Here is an 18,239-nt window from a genome sequence, read left to right on the forward strand (position 1 = left end):
ACGAGGTGTTGGACGACGTTTCGCCGATTATGGGCACGGAAGGCGGGAGGGTGCGCTGGCCTTGGTGAGCGGCTCGGCGTCGCTGCCCGGAATCGGCGTCCGGGGTCAGGTGAGGGGCGCCGGGACATGGCCGGGACGGGGCCGACATAGGGGCTGGGACGGGGCCGTTATGGGGGCCGGGAGGGGGCGCGGGGACGAGGCCTCAGTACGGGTTGCCGGGACGGGGCGCGGGTGACGGGCCGACAGAGGACGGGTCACATGTGACGGAAGGGCGGGAGGGGGGCACAGGCCAGGAGTCCAGAGCGACGTCTCGCCGATTCCGGGCACGGAAGGTGGGAGGGTGCGGTGGCCTCGGTGAGCCGTTCGACGTCGCTGCCCCAAATCGGCAACCGCGAAGCAGGAAGGGGCGGCGGGCACAGGTCGCAGAGAGCAGGCCGCAGGAAACAGGAAGCAGGAAACAGGTCGCAGGAAACAGGTCGCAAGAAACAGGTACGCAGGAACAGGTCCCGGGAGCGGGCTCAGGCCAGTTGCACCAGGTCGGCGTAGTCGGGGCTCCACAGGTCCTCGACACCGTCAGGCAGCAGCAGCACCCGGTCGGGTTCCAGCGCCTCGACAGCACCCTCGTCGTGGGTGACCAGGACGATCGCCCCGCGGTGGCCGCGGATGGCCGACAGCACCTCCTGCCGGCTGGCTGGGTCGAGGTTGTTGGTGGGCTCGTCGAGCAGCAGCACGTTGGCGGCGCTGACCACCAGCATGGCGAGAGCGAGACGTGTCTTCTCACCACCGGAGAGCACCCGGGCGGGCTTGTCGACGTCGTCACCGGTGAACAGGAACGAGCCCAGCACCCGCCGGCACTCGGTCTCGCTCATCGCGTCGGCCGAGGCCTGCATGTTCTGCAGCACGGTGGCACCGAGGTCGAGCAGGTCGTGCTCCTGGGCGAAGTAGCCCAGCTTGAGCCCGTGGCCGGGGAGCACCTCACCGGTGTCGGACTGCTCCACGGCGGCGAGGATCCGCAGCAGCGTGGTCTTGCCGGCGCCGTTCAGCCCGAGCACCACCACCTTCGAGCCACGGTCGATGGCGAGGTCGACGTCGGTGAACACCTCGAGCGACCCGTAGCTCTTCGAGAGCCCCTCGGCTGTCAACGGTGTGCGACCGCAAGGGGTGGGCGTCGGGAAGGTGATGTGGGCCACCCGGTCGGCCTGGCGCTCGGCCTCGACCCCCGCGAGCAGCCGTTCGGCCCGCTTCATCATGTTCTGGGCAGCGGTGGCCTTGGTCGCCTTCGCGCGCATCTTCTCGGCCTGGGCGTTCAGCGCCTCGGCCTTCTTCTCGGCGTTGGCCCGTTCGCGCTTGCGGCGCTTCTCGTCGGTCTCGCGCTGCTGCAGGTAGAGCTTCCAGTTCATTGCGTACTGGTCGAGTTCGGTGCGGTTGGCGTCGAGGTGGAACACCTTGGTGACGACGGCGTCGAGCAGCCCGGTGTCGTGCGAGATCATCACCACTCCCCCGGCGTAGCCCTGCAGGAAGGTGCGCAGCCACGCCACCGAGTCGGCATCGAGGTGGTTGGTGGGTTCGTCCAGCAGCAGGGTGTCGGCGCCCGAGAACAGGATGCGGGCGAGCTCGACCCGGCGCCGCTGACCTCCCGAGAGGTGCGCAAGAGGTTGAGTGAGAACGCGCTCGGGCAGGCCGAGGTTGGCTGCGATCCGGGCCGCCTCGGCCTCGGCGGCGTAACCACCGGCGGCGACGTGCTCGGCCTCGGCCCGGGCGTAGGAGTTCATCGCGGCCTCGCGGCGGGCGCCGGTCGCCTCTGACATCTCCTGCTCGTAGCGACGAAGCCGCAGCAACACCTGGTCGAGGCCGCGCGCCGACAGGATCCGGTTGAGCGCCAGGACCTCGAGGTCACCGTCGCGGGGGTCCTGCGGCAGGTAGCCGAGGTGGCCGGTACGCACCACCCGCCCGGCGGCCGGCAATGCCTCACCAGCGAGGATCTTGGTGAGGGTGGTCTTGCCGGCACCGTTGCGGCCAACCAGCCCGACCTTGTCGCCGGGCAGCACCTGGAACGAGACCGGCGTCAGCAACAGCCTGGCCCCGGCCCTCACCTCCACGTCCTTGGCCTGCAGCACGTCGCACGAGTCTAGGTGGCGCGAGCAGGGTGCCCCAAGTCGCCGGGGTCGCGAAGGAGCCGTCGGCGTTCGCGCCGGGCTGGGTGGCCAGCGATTCGAGACGGCCGAATCCACTTCCGCGGCCAGCTTGATGGTCCCGCTGCCGGCGGAACGCGCGGGGACGATGCGGAACGTCGCGAGACGAGTCAGCGACGCTTGGCCGCGCGCAGCCCCAGCGCGGCCGCTCCGACCAGGGCGAGCACCACCACACCGGCCCCGACGGCCAGCCCATCTCCCCTCGTGGGGTAGCCGGCCTCGGTGACCACGGTGCGTCGGCCGGGACGAGCGCCCAGCCTGCGGTGCTGTTCCACCGCGACCTCGCCGTTGAGCGACTGCTTGGCCCAGATCTGGTCGACCTGTTCGGTGCTGCCGTCGTCCCAGCGGACGGTGCCGGTGCAGCGCTGGTGGGCCAGGGCACCCTCGCACGAGGTGACCATGGCCGTGCCGGTGCGCTCGGCGCGGCTGGTGAGGTCGAGCCCCCACCCCTGCCTCAGCACGGCGAAGCCGATGGCCAGGCCCAGCAGGACGACCAGGATCGTCGCGACCAGAACGCGGCGGCTCACGAGGGGAACGGGTTGATCGAGTCGCTGGGGTCGCCGAAGGTGCCGCCGGCGTTCCCGGCTCCTTCGGGAATCGGAGCGACCCAGTTGGGGATGTTGGGGACGATCGGGCTGGACGCGGCAGACCCGAACACGTCCTCCAAGCTGTCGAGCCACTTGTTGTTGATCTTGAGCATCTCCGCGATGTCGTCGATCTCATCGGCTGCTTCGGACAGGAAGTTCATCACCTTGCCGAAAGTCCACGCGTAGGAGGCTGCGACCCACCCGGTGTAGATGCCGATCGACGTGCCGAGGCTGGGGACCGAGGCGGCCAACGCGACCAGACCCTCCTTGATCCAGGCGGCGAGGCGGTCGATGATCAGGCCCCAGAGGAACTCCTTGACCATGGCGGCGACGCAGCCCACCGCGTTCCACAGGTCAGCCATGTTGGCGTTCAGGGCCGACTGGGCGCTCACCGAGGTGTAGGCGCCCTTGAGCACGTCGAGGTAGGCCTGGGCGCCCTGTCCGGCCCAGATCGTCAGGGCAGCGGCGGCGTCGGCCAGGAGGTTGGCGGCGTCGGCCAGCTTGGCGCTGCTCTGGTGGACCTTCTCGGAGTAGCCGACGATCTGGTCGGGGGCACCCCACAGCGCGTCCAGCGGAGGGCACAACGAGGCCGCGTAGTCGATCAGCAGCCCCAGCAGGAAGTCCAGAGCCTGCCCGATGAGCGCCCCGAGGGGGTCGGCTACCACGGCGAGATAGTCCAAGCCGATGCCGATCGGCGACAGCACGTCGTCGAGCCGGAACTGACCGTCGGCCCACGCAAACCCGGTCTCGACCACCGCGAAGAAGGGCATGTCAGACCGCCTCGAGATCGCTGGTGATGGTCTGGATTCCCTCGATGTAGATGGTCTCCTGCTCGGCGTAGCACTTCTGCACCTCGACCAACTGCAGACGTACCTGCTCGACCATCTCCATGGCCTTGCGGGTGCTGGCCTCGGCACCGACCGCGGCGCCACCGAAGACGCCACTGATCATGGAGGCAGCCCATTCGGTGATGGCCACCGCCGGCGGCGGATTCTGCACGAGGCTGATGCCGTCGTTGATGGTGGTCTTCGCGGACTCCAGCCTGGTCAGCTGGTCGGTGAGCTCGGCGTCGCTGACCTCGAACGAGCAGTCGCTCATCAGCTGTCCTTCCCGGTGGGGGCGTCGGTGGTCCACGAGCTTCCGGGATCGACGCCCTCGAGCAGGCGATCGGCCTGGCCCTTGACGTCGGCGTGGGCCTGACCCAGCACCTGGACGACCTCGTCGGCCACCTCACCCAGGTCGCGGTCACCCAACTGGCGACGGAACTCGATCCCGGTCGGGGCACCGCCCAGGTTGACCGTGACCTCGACCAGGTCGGACGCGGCATGGCCGGTGAGGGTCTGCAGCTGTGGCATCAGGGCACGGCCTCGCTCGACGATGGCGGTGATCCGTTCGCGCGCCTGCTGGTTCCACAGCTTCGGGTCACCCTTGGGGCGGGCTGCGGTCAGTTCCGGGTCGCGGGCGGCGGCGTTGATCGCGGCGATCGGGTTGCGGGCCTCGGCACGGATCTGAGCCCAGCGGGCCTCCACACCGGTCTTCGGGGGCGGCGGGAACTCCTCTGGGGTCTGGTCGTCCGCCCTGTCGGTGCCGGCGGCGGCCACCGGGCGGGTGGTGACCTGTGAGCGCGACTCGTCCTCGCCGGCGGTCTGCGGCTCGTGTTCCTGCACGGCGGCGGCGATATCGGGGCGGGTGCGCTGCAGGGTGGCCACCATCGCCTCGCGGGACTGCAGCTGGGCAGTGCGCTGCACCCGCATGAACGAGGCGGCGAGCCGCCCGGGTGCGATGTCGCGCGCCGACTCGGTGAACAGGCAGCGAGCCACGGTGCCGTCGGGATTGACCTCGAGTTCGATGAACTCGTCGGAGGCGACCACGGCGGTGGCTGCGAGCGCCTCACGCTGGGCCTTCGCCTCACGCATGGCCCTCTGGTACTGCTCCTGGACGTAGCTCATCAACCCTCGGGCGTCCAAGGGCACGTCAGGACGATGTGTGCGGGGGCGGGTCACGCGGCCAATTCTGGTCGATCAGCGGGTCACACGTTGTAGCCGATGGAGCGCAGCTGCTCGCGTCCGTCCTCGGTGATCTTGTCCAGACCCCACGGCGGCAGCCACACCCAGTTGATGGTGGCCGAGGTCACCAGACCGTCGAGCACCAGCTGGGTGTCGTACTCGATCCGGTCGGTCAGCGGACAGGTCGGGCTGGTCAGGGTCATGTCGATGGTAGCGTTGTTGCCCTCGTCGATGTGCACTCCGTAGACCAGGCCGAGGTCGACGACGTTGACCATCAGTTCGGGGTCGATGACGTCGCGCATGGCCTCGAGCACGTCATCCTCGCTGGGACGAGCGCCGGTCGAGCCGGCGGTGACGTCGACGTCAGGCAAGTCGTCCTTGACCAGGTCTGAGGGACGCTGTTCGGTCATGATGCCTCCTGGGGCGGGGTGGGAAGGTCGGTGGTGGCGGCCCGTGTCTCGCCGGTCTGGGTGTCAACGGTCTGCGTCTCAGAGGACTGCGTCTCAGCGGTCTGGGCGCGGGCGACGGCATCGCGGGTGGCGGCCCAGCCCAGCAGTGCGCACTTGACCCGAGCCGGGAACTGCGAGACGCCGACGAAGGCGATCGCGTCCTCGAAGCGGTCCTCGTCGGGGGTGGCCTGGCCACGGGAGTTCATCATCTCGAGGAACTCGTCGTAGAGCGCCATGGCGTCGTCGATGTCGCGCCCGATCAGCAGGTCGGCCATCACCGAGGTCGAGGCCTGCGAGATCGAGCAGCCGACCGCGTCGTAGCTGATGTCGGCGATCTCGTCGCCCGCCAGTGCCACCCGCAGGGTGATCTCGTCACCGCAGCTGGGGTTGACGTGGTGCACCTCGGCCCCGAACGGCTCGCGCAGGCCGCTGTGGTGCCGCTCGCGGTAGTGGTCGAGAATGATCTCCTGGTAGAGGTCTTCGACGTTCATGCCCCACCTCCCACGGCGGCGTCGCTGTGCCGACGGCGACTCCGACGAGCGCTGCCGCGCCCCCTGGCGAAGAACTGGCGGGTGTGGTCGAGTGCCTCGGCCAGGGCGTCGACCTCCGCCCGGGTGGTGTAGAGGTAGCCGCTGGCCCGGGTCGAGCTCTGCACGCCGAACCGGTCGTGCAGCGGACGGGCACAGTGGTGGCCACCGCGCACCGCGACCCCGCGCGAGTCGAGCAGCTGCATGATGTCGTGGGGGTGCACGCCCTCGAGGGTGAAGGCGATGGCCCCGCCACGGTCGGCGTCGGCGCCTGGCCCGAGCACCCGCACGCCCTCGACCCGTGCCAACTGCTCAAGTGCGTACTGGGTGATGTCGGTCTCGTGGGCCGCGATCGCGTCCATGCCGATGCCGTCGAGGTAGTCCAGCGCGGCGGCCAGGCCGACGGCCTGGGCGATCGGCGGGGTGCCGGCCTCGAAGCGGTGCGGTGGCGGGGCCCAGGTCGAACCCTCCATCCGGACGACCTCGATCATCTCGCCACCACCCAGGAAGGGCGGCAGGTCGCTGAGCAGGTCGAGTCGTCCCCACAGCACCCCGATGCCGGTCGGGCCGCACACCTTGTGCCCGGTGAAGGCCAGCATGTCGGCCCCCAGGGCGGTGACGTCGGTGGGGCGTTGCGGCACGCCCTGGGCGCCGTCCACGACCATCACCGCGCCGACCACGTGGGCCCAGTCGGCGACCGTGCGGATCGGGTTGACCGTGCCCAGCACGTTGCTCACCCAGGCCAGGCTGACCACCTTGGTGCGCTCGTTGACCAGTCCGGACGACTCGGCCGCCTCGAGGTCGAGCTGCCCGTCGTCGGTGACGTCGAACCAGCGCAGAGTGGCGCCGGTGCGCTCGCAGACCAGCTGCCACGGCACGATGTTGGAGTGGTGCTCCATCACCGAGACCACCACCTCGTCGCCGGGACGAAGCCTGCTGCCGAGGGTGTTGGCGGCGAGGTTGAGCGCCTCGGAGGCGTTCTTGGTGAACACCACCTCGTCGGGGCTGGCCGCGCCGATGAACCGGGCCACCCGCGACCGGGCCCCCTCGAACGACTCGGTGGCCTCAGCACCCAGCACGTGCATGGCACGGGCCACGTTGGCGTTGTGCTGCAAGTAGTGCTGGGCGATCGCGTCGACCACCTGCTGCGGCTTCTGCGAGGTGTTGGCCGAGTCGAGGTACGCCAACGGGTACTGCCCGACCCTGCGCTGCAGGATCGGGAAGTCAGCCCGGATGGCCTCGACGTCGTAGCGACTCATGCGAGGTGGATCGTCCTCAGGCACCCGCGCCGGCGGCGCTGACGTAACGGTCGTAGCCCTCGGCCTCGAGGCGGTCGGCCAGCTCGCGGCCACCCTCCTCGGCGATCTTGCCGTCGACGAAGACGTGCACGAAGTCGGGCTCGATGTAGCGCAGGATGCGGGTGTAGTGGGTGATCAGCAGCAGGCCGCGGTCGCCCTGGCCGGTGTAGCGGTTGACGCCGTCGGCGACCACGCGCAGCGCGTCGATGTCGAGGCCGGAGTCGGTCTCGTCCAGCACGGCGAAGCGCGGGTTGAGCAGCTCGAGCTGGGCGATCTCGTGGCGCTTCTTCTCACCACCGGAGAAGCCCTCGTTGACCGAGCGGCCGGCGAAGCTGGAGTCGAGCTTCATGCCGGCCAGGGCGCCGTTGACGTCCTTGACCCAGGTGCGCAGCTTGGGCGCCTGACCGTCGAGGGCAGTCTTGGCGGTGCGCAGGAAGTTCGACACCGACACCCCCGGCACCTCGACCGGGTACTGCATGGCCAGGAACAGCCCGGCGCGGGCACGCTCGTCGACGGTCAGCTCGGTGAGCTCGACCCCGTCGAGCTTGACCGAGCCCGAGGTGATCTCGTACTTGGGGTGCCCGGCGATCGAGTAGGCCAGGGTGGACTTGCCCGAACCGTTGGGCCCCATGATGGCGTGCACCTCACCCGAGTTCACGGTGAGGTTGACGCCCTTGAGGATCTCCTTGGCGCCCGACTCGGTCTCGACCGACACGTGAAGGTCGACAATCTCCAGCTTCGACATCTGCAATCTCTCAGTTCTCGTACGTGACGTTGTTCAGGGGGTGGTCGACGTCGACCAGCACGTTCGTGCCGTCGACCTTGACCGGGTAGGTCGCCACCGGCTGGGTGGCGGGCAGGTTCAGCGCGGCGCCGGTGCGCGGGTCGAACAGCGACCCGTGCAGGTGGCACTCGATGCCCTCGGCGGTCAGGTCTCCCTCGGAGAGCCGGACGTGGCCGTGGCTGCACTCGTCGTGCAGCGCGTACAGCTCACCATCGAAGCGCACCAGGACGATCTGCCACTCGGTGCCGTCGGGTGCGGTGGCCTCGACCCCCAGCGGGAGGTCGTCGACGATCTCGTCGATGGTGGCCACGGCCTGGAAGGTCACTGCTGTGCTCCCAGGATCTCGAGTTCGTGCTCGACGATCGCCCGCAGGTGGTCCTCGACGTCGGTGACGCCGATCCTGCGGATGATGTCGTTGAAGAAGCCGTGGACGACCAAGCGCCGGGCCTCGGACTCCGGCACGCCGCGGCTGCGCAGGTAGAACAGCTGCTCGTCGTCGAAACGGCCGGTGGTCGACGAGTGACCTGCCCCGGCGATCTCGCCGGTCTCGATCTCGAGGTTGGGCACCGAGTCGGCCTGGCAGCCGTCGGTGAGCACCAGGTTCTTGTTGGCCTCGTAGGTCTCGATGCCCTCGGCCACCTTGCGGATCAGCACGTCACCGATCCACACCGAGTGCGCCCCCTTGCCCTGCAGGGCGCCGCGGTAGTCGACGTTGGACGAGGTGTGCGGTGCGTTGTGGTCGACGAACAGCCGGTGCTCGATGTGCTGGCCGGCATCGACCAGGTAGAGCCCGAACTGCTCCAGCGAGCCGCCCGGCCCGTCGAAGCGGGCATCCTCCTGCAGGCGGATGTCGCCACCGATCGAAGCGGTGATCGCCTTGACCTGGGCGTCGCGACCGACCCGGATCGAGCGCTGTCCGCCGTGCACCGCGCCCTCGGCCCAGTCCTGCACGGTGACCAGGTTCAGCTGGGCGCCGTCGCCGACGAGCACGTCGAACTTCTCGCCGTAGCTGGCGGTGCCGGTGAACCGGATCACCACGGTGGCCTTGGCGTGGGCGCCGACCGACAGTACGTAGTGGTCGCGGGCCTGGCCGCCCTGGCCGTTGGCGGTGAAGACCACCGGACGATCGAGCTCGGCCTCGGCCGGCACCTGGATGTGGGTGCGGTGGACGGTGTGCAGAGCGGCCTGGGCGGCGACCCGGTCGACCGGGGCCTCGACGGCCAGACCCTTGGCCTGCTCGTCGTCGAGGTCGGTGACCGTCACGCCCTCGGGCAGGTCGGCCTGCCAGTCGAGGGTGCCCAGGTCGGCGGGGTCACCGAGCAGCGCCGCGAAGCGCTTGATCGGGGTGAACCGCCAGATCTCCTCGCGGCCGGTCGGCTGCGGGTGGTCGTCCAAGTTCCACGACGGGGTCGGGTGCAGGTGCGACTCGAGGCGCTCGAGGGCAGTGGCGACGTTGGGAACGGCATCGGCGGGCGCCGCAGTGCCGACTGCAGTATCTACTGACAAGGGATGTTCTTCTTTCTGGTGTCGAGGCGTGCTGGGTGGGTGGGGGTCGTCGACCCCGTCAGCCCACCGCGCCTTCCATCTGCAGTTCGATCAGGCGGTTGAGCTCGAGGGCATACTCCATCGGCAGCTCGCGGGCGATCGGCTCGACGAAACCGCGCACGATCATCGCCATCGCCTCGTCCTCCTCCATGCCGCGGCTCATCAGGTAGAACAGCTGGTCGTCCGACACCTTCGAGACCGTGGCCTCGTGGGCCATCGACACGTCGTCCTCACGCACGTCGACGTAGGGATAGGTGTCCGACCGGCTGATCTGGTCGACCAGCAGGGCGTCGCACTTGACCGAGGACGCGGAGTGGTGGGCACCCTCCTGCACCTCGACCAGACCGCGGTAGGACGAGCGTCCGCCGTTGCGGGCGACCGACTTGGAGATGATCGAGCTCGACGTGTGCGGGGCGCAGTGCACCATCTTCGATCCAGCGTCCTGGTGCTGGCCCTCGCCGGCAAAGGCGATCGACAGGGTCTCGCCCTTGGCGTGCTCACCCATCAGGTAGACGGCCGGGTACTTCATGGTGATCTTCGAGCCGATGTTGCCGTCGATCCATTCCATGGTGGCGCCCTCGGCGCAGGTGGCCCGCTTGGTGACCAGGTTGTACACGTTGTTCGACCAGTTCTGGATGGTCGTGTAGCGCACCCGGGCGTTCTTCTTGACGATGATCTCGACCACGGCCGAGTGCAGCGAGTCGGAGCTGTAGATCGGTGCGGTGCAGCCCTCGACGTAGTGCACGTAGGAGCCCTCGTCGGCGATGATCAGCGTGCGCTCGAACTGGCCCATGTTCTCGGTGTTGATCCGGAAGTAGGCCTGCAGCGGGATGTCGACCTGCACGCCCTTGGGCACGTAGATGAACGAACCACCCGACCAGACGGCGGTGTTGAGCGCGGCGAACTTGTTGTCGCCGACCGGGATGACAGTGCCGAAGTACTCCTTGAAGAGCTCCTCGTGCTCCTTCAGGCCGGTGTCGGTGTCGACGAAGATGACGCCCTTGGCCTCGAGGTCCTCACGGATGGAGTGGTAGACCACCTCGGACTCGTACTGCGCGGCGACTCCGGCGACCAGACGCTGCTTCTCGGCCTCGGGGATGCCCAGGCGGTCGTAGGTGTTCTTGATGTCCTCGGGCAGGTCCTCCCAGCTCTTGGCCTGGCGTTCGGAGGAGCGCACGAAGTACTTGATGTTGTCGAAGTCGATGTCGGACAGGTCGGCACCCCACGTGGGCATGGGCTTGCGACCGAACAGCTTGAGGCCACGCAGGCGCAGGTCGAGCATCCACTGGGGCTCGTCCTTCAGCCCCGAGATGTTGGTGACCACGGCCTCGTTCAGGCCACGCTGCGCGCTGGCGCCGGCAGCGTCGGCGTCGTGCCAACCCCACTGGTACTTCGACAGGGCCTCGAGGTGTTCGTCCTGGGTGGCGCCAAGGCCTGGCGCGGCCGGACGAGGCTGCTCGAGCTGGGTCATGGTTGTGACCTTTCGGTGGGGGAACTGGGGAGGGGGGTCTTGGGGTCGGCCGCTGGGGGGTGCAGGGGGTTCTCCCCCGCAACAATCATCCTGGGCACGTGGGTGGTGCAGACACCGTCGCCGTGGGCAATGGTGGCCAGCCGCTGCACGTGCGAGTCGAGCAGGCGGCTGAACAGCTGGGTCTCGGCCTCGCACAGTTGCGGGAACTCCGCGGCCACCGCAGCGACCGGGCAGTGGTGCTGGCAGAGCTGGTCGCCGGCCATCGCCGGGCGGATCGAGGCTGCGTAACCGTCGGCACTGAGGGCCTCGGCCAGCAGTTCGACCGCCGGACGGTCCGGGTACTGCTCAGCCAGCTCGCGGTAGGCCGCCTCGAGGGTCTCCACGCGCTGCTCGGCCAGGCTGTGCACCGCGGTGGAACCCGCGGTATTGGCGAGTTGGGTCATCGCCGCGATCGCGAGGTCGTCGTAGGCCTGGTAGAACTCTCCGTGGCCCTGGTCGGTCAGGTAGAAGACCTTCGAGGGACGACCTCGCCCGCGCTGGCCGTAGACCCGCTGCTCACGGGAACTGATCTCGCCGCGCTCGACCAGCGCCGTGAGGTGGCGCCGCACGGCGGCGGTGGTCAGCCCAAGGCGCTGGGCCAGTTCGGCGGCCGTCGAAGGGCCGTGCTCGAGGATCGAGTGCGCGACCCGGTCGCGGGTGGTGGCCTCGTCGAGCACGGGCACAGCCGGGGTGGCTGGTGGCGTCACTCGAGGGTTTTTCACTACGCCAGTCTTGCCAATATCGGCCCGACGATCAAGTCCGGGCGCCGACCGGGCGAACCCGCGGCGATTGCGATCACTGGCTGCGTTCGGCCCGCGCGTCGCTGGCCGCCTCCCCATCCACACGCAGCGGCATGTCAGCGACCAGTTGCCAGCTCTGGTCCACCAGACCGGCACGCAGGCTCCCGCCACTGAGCTGCACGCACTCTCGCAACCCGGTCAGACCCCACCCGTCACGTCGAGGCGCCACCGGGCCCGGGTGTTCGTTGGTGACCAACACATGGACCCTCTCGGCATCGACCGCCACCGACAGTTCACACGCGGCACCCGGAACGCCATGGGTGAGCACATTGGCCACCCCCTCCTGCAGCAGCCGACACACCGTCTGGCGAAGGTCGGGCGGCAGCTCGTCCACCCCCGGGTCGACGCTGATGGTCAGCGGATGCCCAGCCTCGCGCAGCACGCCGGCAGAGTTCGACGCGACCACCGAGGGCAGGTGGCGCTCGCTGAGTTCCTCGGTGACGAGTTCCCGGACGCGAGCGGCGTCCCCGTCGCGCAGCACCCCCAGCAGCACCCGCAACTCGTTGAGGGCTGAGCGAGACCGGCCCTCGACGATGCTCAGCACCGCCGGGAGGTCGTCGTCGGCGCCATCGAGCCCGGTCTGGGCGGCGTGGGCGATCATCTTGATCTGGTGGGCCACGCCGTCGTGCATCTCACGGGCGAGTTCGGTGCGCTGCTCGGCCCTGGCCCTGGCCGTCCGGGCAGCGAGGTCGACCACCTCGCGCTCGCTGCGGTGCCAGGACGACGCGAGGTGGCGTCCGGCCAGCCCCAGCGCCATGCCCACGGCCGCGAACGAGGCGCTGGCCGACACCGCGAGGTCGTCACGCAACGACGTCACCGCCGCCCGGATGATCGTCCACCCCAAATAGATCACGAACGCGAACACGGTGACCAACTGGTTGCCCGCGGTCATGGCGACCGGGATCAGCACCAGCAGGGCGAGGTAGTTCGACCCGCTCTGGTCGCCCCACAGCGGTGACAGCAGCAGCGGCACCACCAGCATCAGGGCGTATCGGGGCCAGCGGGCCGCCAGAACGATCGCCACCAGCAGCAGCGGCATCATCATGTGGTGGCTGAGCACGAACGCGCCGTCGTCCAGCAGGGTGTACACCGCAGCGACCACTGGTATCAGGCACAGCACGGCAACCAGGGGCTGGGGCACGAGCCACCGTGGGTAGTCGGCGCTTCGTCCGTGGGCCATCAGAGGTTCCTGCCCTCGTCGGGGGCATCCTGGGCCAACGGCGCGCTCGGCGTCTCGAGCGGGATGGTGACCTCGACCCGCCAGCGTCCGTCGACCTCACCGGCACCGAAATCGCCGCCAATCAGCAGGATCCGTTCGCGCAGCCCGAGCAGGCCCCATCCGGTCGACAGCGGGCTCCGGCTGCCCCCGGGAGTGGTCTGGTTCTCGACGACGACGCGCACCTGGTGCCCGTCGTCGTCCACCGTCATGGTCGCGGTCGACCCCGCCGGCGCGTGGCGCAACACGTTGGTGGCGGTCTCCTTGAGCACCCGCAACAGGGTCTGGCGTACGTGACCGGTGGTGGTGTCGGCGATCGGGTCGACGGCGACCTGCAGGTCGAGGTCACGACCCGCCAGGGTCGAGGCCATCCGCTGCGCCAGCTCGGTCGGGGCCGAGGTGTCGAGCCAGGGGCTCGCCCCGTCGTCGCGCAGCAGGGTGACCAGGCCGCGCAGTTCGGCCATGGCGTTCGCGGACGCGGCCACCACCTCGGCCAGAGCCTGGCGTTGGGCGCCCGGTGCGCCGCTCTGGGCGGCCATCGCCTGCAGCGTGATGATCGACAGTTCGTGGGCCAGTCCGTCGTGCAGTTCACGGGCGAGCTGGTGGTGCTCGGCCTCGCGCAGCCTGGCGGACTCGACCTCAAGCGCGACGGCCAGCTCGGTGTTGGCCAGTCGCTGCCTGATGAAGTAGCGAGCCGTCGCGCCGAACACCACCACCATGGCGATCATCACCGTCGTGGTGATCGCGGCACTGGTCACGCTGTAGTCGTACTCGGTGACCCTGAACCAGACCTCGTAGACGAATCCGCTCACCACCACCACGACGACCTGCCAGATCCTGCCGGTGGCCGTGATGCGTGCGGCCAGCACCAGCCAGGCCAAGACCGACATGCTCTGGTAGCCCGAGAACGGTGCCATCAGCAGCCACATGGCCAGGGCGAGCATGGGCCGCCAGACCGCGCCGACCATGACCAGGATCGAGGTCACCCGCACCACGTGAGCGAGCCACGAGTCGGTGACTCCACGGACGAGGTCAACCACCATTCGGGTGGTGGAGTCGAGCAGCAGCGCGACACCGACCAGTGTCAGCATCCACCTGGTGATCCGCCCCAGATCACGAGGGAGCGCGGCCCACGCCTCCCTCATCTGCTGACGACCCCCATGAGCGCAGCCTAGGGCCGTGCGAACCACTCCTACTAGGCTGCTCACCATGTCAGCGTCGATCCGGGTCATGGTGGCCGACGACAGCCCACAGGTCCGCGCAGCCCTGTCGCGCTTCCTGGAGGCTCGCGCCGACCTCGAGTTGGTGGGCGAGGCGTCCGACGGCGCCCAGGCCGTCGAGGTGTACGGATCGGTGTTGCCCGACTTGGTGCTGATGGACCTGCAGATGCCCGCAACCTCGGGCATCGAGGCGATCGAACGCATCTGCCGTCGCTGGCCGGACGCCGTGGTGGTGGCGTTCACCACCTTCGCCACTCACGACCACGTCGTCCGGGCGCTGCGCGGGGGTGCCGCCGGGTACCTGCTCAAGGACGTGGGTGCCCATGGCCTGGTCGAGGGCATGCACCAGGCCCTGGCCGGTGAGATGCCACTGTCCCCCGCCGTCCGGCAGCGACTGGTGGCTTCACTGCACGGGGCTCCGGCGGGTCAGGGTCGCGTCCACGGCATCACGCCCCGCGAGGTCGAGGTGCTGCAGTGGCTGGCCCACGGGCTGAGCAATGCCGAGATCGGGGCGCGGCTCAACGTCGCCGAGGGAACGGTCAAGCAACACATGGCGAACGTGGCCGGCAAGCTCGAGGCGCGCTCGCGCACGCAGGTGCTGGTGCGGGCGATCCAGTTGGGTGTGGTCGACCCCGAGAACCTGCCTGCCCTCGACTGAACGACCCCGGCAGGCCACCTCGGGCACGACTCCCTAGACTGGCCGACGTGCCTGACCACCCTGCCCTCCTGGTCGAGGACGCCGCGGTCAGCTTCGGGACGACCGTCGCCCTCGACGGGCTCGACCTGCGCGCCGAGCGCGGCCAGGTGACGGCCCTGCTCGGACCCAACGGAGCTGGCAAGACCACCCTGATCCGGGCATGCACCGGCCTGCTCGATCTGGACCGGGGCCGGATCAGCCTGTTCGGGCTGCCGCCGGGGCACCCGGACGTGCTCCCCAGGGTCGGCCTGATGCCCCAGTCGACCGGCGCCTGGAGCGGGATCACTGCCGCCGAGCTGCTCAGCCACCTGTCCAAGCTGTACTCCCACCCGCTCGACGTCGCCGCACTCATGGACGAGTTGCAGGTCACCACCTACGCCAGGACCCCCTACCGTCGGCTGTCGGGTGGCCAGCAGCAGGCGGTCAACCTGGCCGGCGCCCTGGTCGGACGACCCGAGATGGTCGTGCTCGACGAGCCGACCTCGGGCATGGACCCGCACGCCCGTCGGCGCACCTGGCGACTGGTCGAGCGGCTGCGCGAGGCGGGCCTGGCGGTGCTGTTGACCACCCACGCCATGGACGAGGCCCAGGCACTCGCCGACACGGTGCACATCGTCGACCGGGGTCGTGTGGTGCTCAGCGGGTCGGTCGCGGAGTTGACCGACGAGCACAGCCTCGAGGAACTGTTCCTGGCCCACACCTCGGGGGACACATGATCGACCTCACTCCCCGACCGGGCGCGGCGCCACGCAGCCAAGCGGTGTGGGCCCATGCCCGCACCGAGGCCATGCTGCTGCTGCGCAACGGTGAGCAGTTGCTGCTCGCCCTGGTCATCCCGGTGGCGGTGCTGCTCGGCGGCCGGTTCCTGGGAGCGCGGTACGGATTCGAGTTCGACCAGGTCGCTCCGTCGGTGCTGGGGCTGGCGATCTTCTCGTCCGCCTTCACCTCCACCGCGATCGCCACCGGCTTCGAGCGCCGCTACGGCGTGCTCGAGAGGCTCGCGGCCACCCCACTGCGTCGCTCTGGCCTGGTGATGGGCAAGGCGATCTCGGTGCTGCTGGTGATGGCCGGGCAACTGGTGCTGCTGGTCGCCCTCGCCCTGGTGCTCGGGTGGCGGCCGGTGGCGGGCGCCTCGCAGTGGGCGGTGGTGCTGGTCACCGCGGTTGCCTGCACGGTGGCCTTCGTCGCACTCGCCCTCGCACTGGCCGGCACGCTGCGGGCCGAGCTGACCTTGGCCCTGGCCAACCTGCTGCACCTGGTGGTGGCTGCCGGCGGTGCGCTGCTGATCGGGGTGGAGCGACACCCCGAACCGTGGGGGACGATCGTCGCCTTCACCCCGAGTGCCGCCCTCGGCGAGGCACTTCGCGCCACCTCGGCCCACCATGTCACCCTGTTGTCGCTGCCGGTCGCCCTCATCTGGGCGCTGGGTGGCGTGTTGCTCGCCAGAAAGGCCTTCCGATGGACGTCATGACCCCCAGCCCGATGACCCCCAGGCCCACCACCGGGCAGCGGATCGGCGACGCCCTGGTCGGCAGCCCCAGGAGCCTTCCCCGCTGGGCGCTGGCCTCGTGGGTCGCCAACATCGCCATCATCGTCACCGGCGCGGTCGTCCGTCTCACCGGGTCAGGGCTCGGCTGCCCGACCTGGCCCAAGTGCACCGACGCCTCCTACGTGCCCCGTGGCGAACTCGGGCACCACGAGTTCATCGAGTTCGGCAACCGGACGATCACCTTCCTGCTGATCTTCCTTGCCGTGATGGTGTTCTGGGCAGCCGTGCGCCACGGCAGCAGGCATGCCCGCACGCTCGCACTGGTGGCCGCCCTGGGCGTACCGTTCCAGGGCGTCATCGGCGGGATCACGGTGCTCACCGACCTCAACCCGTTCGTGGTGGCCCTGCACCTGCTGCTGTCACTGGCCCTGGTGGTCATCCTCACGAAGTTGGTGATGATGGTCTGGCCCGCACGAACCGAGGACGTCACCGGAGCCCCCCGGCACCTGGCCACGGCCACCTTCGTCGCGATGGTGCTGGTCTGCTGGCTGGGCACCGTGGTCACCGGTTCGGGGCCGCACTCGGGCGACGGAGGCGCCGCCCGAACCGGCTTCGACATCGAGTTCGTTGCCCGGGTGCACGCCGCCTCGGTCTACGTGGCGGTGGTGTTCACCGTGCTCACCCTCGCGCTGCTGGTGCGCCGCGGGCACCGGGTGGCTGCCCGCTGGCCGCTGGTGCTGCTGGTGATCTCGCTGGTGCAGGGAGCGATCGGCTACGTCCAGTACTTCACCGGGCTGCCGATCGTGCTGGTACTGATCCACCTGCTGGGCGCTGCGCTGGCCACCGCCGCCGCGGCCGCCGTGCTGTTCGGAGTGCGCGCCCTGCCCGCCGGCTACGCCTCACCCGTCGTGGACGACCCGAGCGGTGTTCAGGACAGCAGCGGGTCGATCGCGATGGCACAGAACAGCAGCGCCAGGTAGCTGTTCGAGAAGTGGAACAGCCGCATGGGCTTGAGGGCGACCGCGTCGGCCCCGGCACGTGCCCGGCGCAGCAGCGCGACGGCCTCGACGATGATCACGGCGCCGACCACGGCGGCGACGAGCGGGTAGAGCCAGCCGGTACCACCCACCGGCCACAGCACCAGTGAGGTGGCCACGGTCGCCACGGTGTAGGCCAGGATCCGCCAGGCGACGCCCACGTTGCCCATGACCACCGGCAGCATCGGCACCCCGGCGGCGGCGTAGTCGTCGCGGTAGCGGAAGGCCAGCGCCCAGGTGTGAGGTGGCGTCCAGAAGAAGACGATGGCGAACATCACCAGCGGGGCCCACCCAACCTGTCCGGTCACCGAGGTCCAGCCGATCAACGGCGGGAAGCAGCCGGCGATGCCACCCCAGACGATGTTCTGCGAGGTGCGCCGCTTGAGCCACAGCGTGTAGACGAACACGTAGAAGGCGTTCGCCGCGAGGGCGAGCACCGCCGACAGCCAGTTCGCTCCGAAGCCGAGCACGAGGGTCGAGGCGACGCCCAGCACCGCACCGAACGCCCAGGCATTGGCCGTGGGCACCTGGTGGCGCGGCATCGGACGACGCCGGGTGCGGCGCATCGTCTCGTCGATGTCGCGGTCGATCACGCAGTTGAAGACATTGGCCGACCCGGCGGCGAGGGTGCCACCCAGCAGGGTGACCAGCATCAGCCACCACGGCGGGAGCCCGCCGGCGGCCAGGAACATCGCCGGCAGGGTGGTCACCAGCAGCAACTCGATGATCCGGGGCTTGGTCAGCGCCACGTAGGCGCGAACCCGGTCGCCGAAGCTCGCCGACGGGGCGTCCGAATCGGGCAGGCGTGACAGGTCGTCGCGGGAGCTGTCGGTGGTGGGAACAGGTGTGGTGGTCACGATTGCGCGAGTCTACGGCTCGCCG

General features: G+C 69.5%; 20 protein-coding genes. 4 read left to right on the plus strand and 16 right to left on the minus strand.

Features of this window, described 5'->3' with window-relative positions:
- Nucleotides 1–518: 518 nt before the first annotated feature.
- From IE660_RS03085 to IE660_RS03155, 15 genes are all read right to left on the minus strand, one after another.
- Nucleotides 519–2,117, minus strand: a complete 1,599-nt coding sequence (locus IE660_RS03085) for an ABC-F family ATP-binding cassette domain-containing protein (protein ID WP_203566816.1) — start codon at nucleotides 2,115–2,117, stop codon at nucleotides 519–521.
- A gap of 185 nt (nucleotides 2,118–2,302) precedes the next feature.
- On the minus strand, nucleotides 2,303–2,719 hold the full coding sequence (locus IE660_RS15620) for a hypothetical protein (RefSeq protein WP_203566817.1): 417 nt from the start codon (nucleotides 2,717–2,719) through the stop codon (nucleotides 2,303–2,305).
- Nucleotides 2,716–3,549: a hypothetical protein gene (locus IE660_RS15625; protein ID WP_203566818.1), complete on the minus strand. Its 834-nt coding sequence runs from the start codon at nucleotides 3,547–3,549 to the stop codon at nucleotides 2,716–2,718. Before IE660_RS15625 ends, IE660_RS15620 begins: the two co-directional genes overlap by 4 nt.
- A gap of 1 nt (nucleotide 3,550) precedes the next feature.
- On the minus strand, nucleotides 3,551–3,877 hold the full coding sequence (locus tag IE660_RS03100) for a hypothetical protein (protein WP_203566819.1): 327 nt from the start codon (nucleotides 3,875–3,877) through the stop codon (nucleotides 3,551–3,553).
- Complete coding sequence (locus IE660_RS03105; protein ID WP_203566820.1) at nucleotides 3,877–4,782, minus strand: hypothetical protein; 906 nt, start codon at nucleotides 4,780–4,782, stop codon at nucleotides 3,877–3,879. The genes IE660_RS03100 and IE660_RS03105 overlap by 1 nt, the downstream gene beginning before the upstream one ends.
- A gap of 26 nt (nucleotides 4,783–4,808) precedes the next feature.
- On the minus strand, nucleotides 4,809–5,195 hold the full coding sequence (locus IE660_RS03110; protein WP_203566821.1) for a metal-sulfur cluster assembly factor: 387 nt from the start codon (nucleotides 5,193–5,195) through the stop codon (nucleotides 4,809–4,811).
- Nucleotides 5,192–5,725 carry a Fe-S cluster assembly sulfur transfer protein SufU gene (gene sufU / locus IE660_RS03115; RefSeq protein WP_203566822.1) on the minus strand — a complete coding sequence of 178 codons (534 nt, stop codon included), beginning with the start codon at nucleotides 5,723–5,725 and terminating at the stop codon, nucleotides 5,192–5,194. Before sufU ends, IE660_RS03110 begins: the two co-directional genes overlap by 4 nt.
- Nucleotides 5,722–7,020 carry a cysteine desulfurase gene (locus IE660_RS03120; protein ID WP_203566823.1) on the minus strand — a complete coding sequence of 433 codons (1,299 nt, stop codon included), beginning with the start codon at nucleotides 7,018–7,020 and terminating at the stop codon, nucleotides 5,722–5,724. The genes sufU and IE660_RS03120 overlap by 4 nt, the downstream gene beginning before the upstream one ends.
- Nucleotides 7,021–7,036: 16 nt before the next feature.
- Nucleotides 7,037–7,804 carry a Fe-S cluster assembly ATPase SufC gene (gene sufC, locus IE660_RS03125; RefSeq protein WP_203566824.1) on the minus strand — a complete coding sequence of 256 codons (768 nt, stop codon included), beginning with the start codon at nucleotides 7,802–7,804 and terminating at the stop codon, nucleotides 7,037–7,039.
- 10 nt (nucleotides 7,805–7,814) lie between these two features.
- Nucleotides 7,815–8,168 (minus strand): Rieske (2Fe-2S) protein, encoded by a 354-nt coding sequence (locus IE660_RS03130; RefSeq protein ID WP_203566825.1) that lies wholly within the window; start codon nucleotides 8,166–8,168, stop codon nucleotides 7,815–7,817.
- Complete coding sequence (locus IE660_RS03135) at nucleotides 8,165–9,349, minus strand: SufB/SufD family protein (protein ID WP_203566826.1); 1,185 nt, start codon at nucleotides 9,347–9,349, stop codon at nucleotides 8,165–8,167. The genes IE660_RS03130 and IE660_RS03135 overlap by 4 nt, the downstream gene beginning before the upstream one ends.
- A gap of 58 nt (nucleotides 9,350–9,407) precedes the next feature.
- A complete protein-coding gene (sufB, locus tag IE660_RS03140; protein ID WP_203566827.1) occupies nucleotides 9,408–10,859 on the minus strand; it encodes a Fe-S cluster assembly protein SufB in 1,452 nt (483 codons plus the stop codon).
- Entirely contained in the window at nucleotides 10,856–11,620 is a 765-nt protein-coding gene (locus IE660_RS03145; protein WP_407928977.1) for a helix-turn-helix transcriptional regulator, read from the minus strand. The genes sufB and IE660_RS03145 overlap by 4 nt, the downstream gene beginning before the upstream one ends.
- Nucleotides 11,621–11,693: 73 nt before the next feature.
- Entirely contained in the window at nucleotides 11,694–12,878 is a 1,185-nt protein-coding gene (locus tag IE660_RS03150) for a sensor histidine kinase (protein WP_203566829.1), read from the minus strand.
- On the minus strand, nucleotides 12,878–14,005 hold the full coding sequence (locus tag IE660_RS03155; protein WP_203566830.1) for a sensor histidine kinase: 1,128 nt from the start codon (nucleotides 14,003–14,005) through the stop codon (nucleotides 12,878–12,880). The genes IE660_RS03150 and IE660_RS03155 overlap by 1 nt, the downstream gene beginning before the upstream one ends.
- Before the next feature lie 118 nt (nucleotides 14,006–14,123).
- Between IE660_RS03155 and IE660_RS03160 the strand changes: the two genes are divergently transcribed.
- From IE660_RS03160 to IE660_RS03175, 4 genes are read left to right on the plus strand one after another with little or no spacing between them, the layout of a single operon-like run.
- The gene (locus IE660_RS03160; protein WP_203566831.1) at nucleotides 14,124–14,792 is read left to right on the plus strand and encodes a response regulator; all 669 of its coding nucleotides are present in this window, start codon (nucleotides 14,124–14,126) and stop codon (nucleotides 14,790–14,792) included.
- 47 nt (nucleotides 14,793–14,839) lie between these two features.
- On the plus strand, nucleotides 14,840–15,547 hold the full coding sequence (locus IE660_RS03165; protein WP_203566832.1) for an ABC transporter ATP-binding protein: 708 nt from the start codon (nucleotides 14,840–14,842) through the stop codon (nucleotides 15,545–15,547).
- Nucleotides 15,544–16,302: an ABC transporter permease gene (locus tag IE660_RS03170; RefSeq protein ID WP_203566833.1), complete on the plus strand. Its 759-nt coding sequence runs from the start codon at nucleotides 15,544–15,546 to the stop codon at nucleotides 16,300–16,302. Before IE660_RS03165 ends, IE660_RS03170 begins: the two co-directional genes overlap by 4 nt.
- Nucleotides 16,290–17,300, plus strand: coding sequence for a COX15/CtaA family protein (locus tag IE660_RS03175; RefSeq protein ID WP_235996724.1), 1,011 nt, complete (start codon nucleotides 16,290–16,292; stop codon nucleotides 17,298–17,300). Before IE660_RS03170 ends, IE660_RS03175 begins: the two co-directional genes overlap by 13 nt.
- Here IE660_RS03175 and IE660_RS03180 read toward each other — a convergent pair.
- Nucleotides 17,249–18,169 carry a heme o synthase gene (locus IE660_RS03180; RefSeq protein ID WP_207730940.1) on the minus strand — a complete coding sequence of 307 codons (921 nt, stop codon included), beginning with the start codon at nucleotides 18,167–18,169 and terminating at the stop codon, nucleotides 17,249–17,251. The genes IE660_RS03175 and IE660_RS03180 overlap by 52 nt on opposite strands.
- Nucleotides 18,170–18,239 lie beyond the last annotated feature (70 nt).

It is taken from the genome of Aestuariimicrobium ganziense, assembly GCF_015352975.1.
In the GTDB taxonomy this organism is placed as follows: Bacteria; Actinomycetota; Actinomycetes; order Propionibacteriales; family Propionibacteriaceae; genus Aestuariimicrobium; species Aestuariimicrobium ganziense.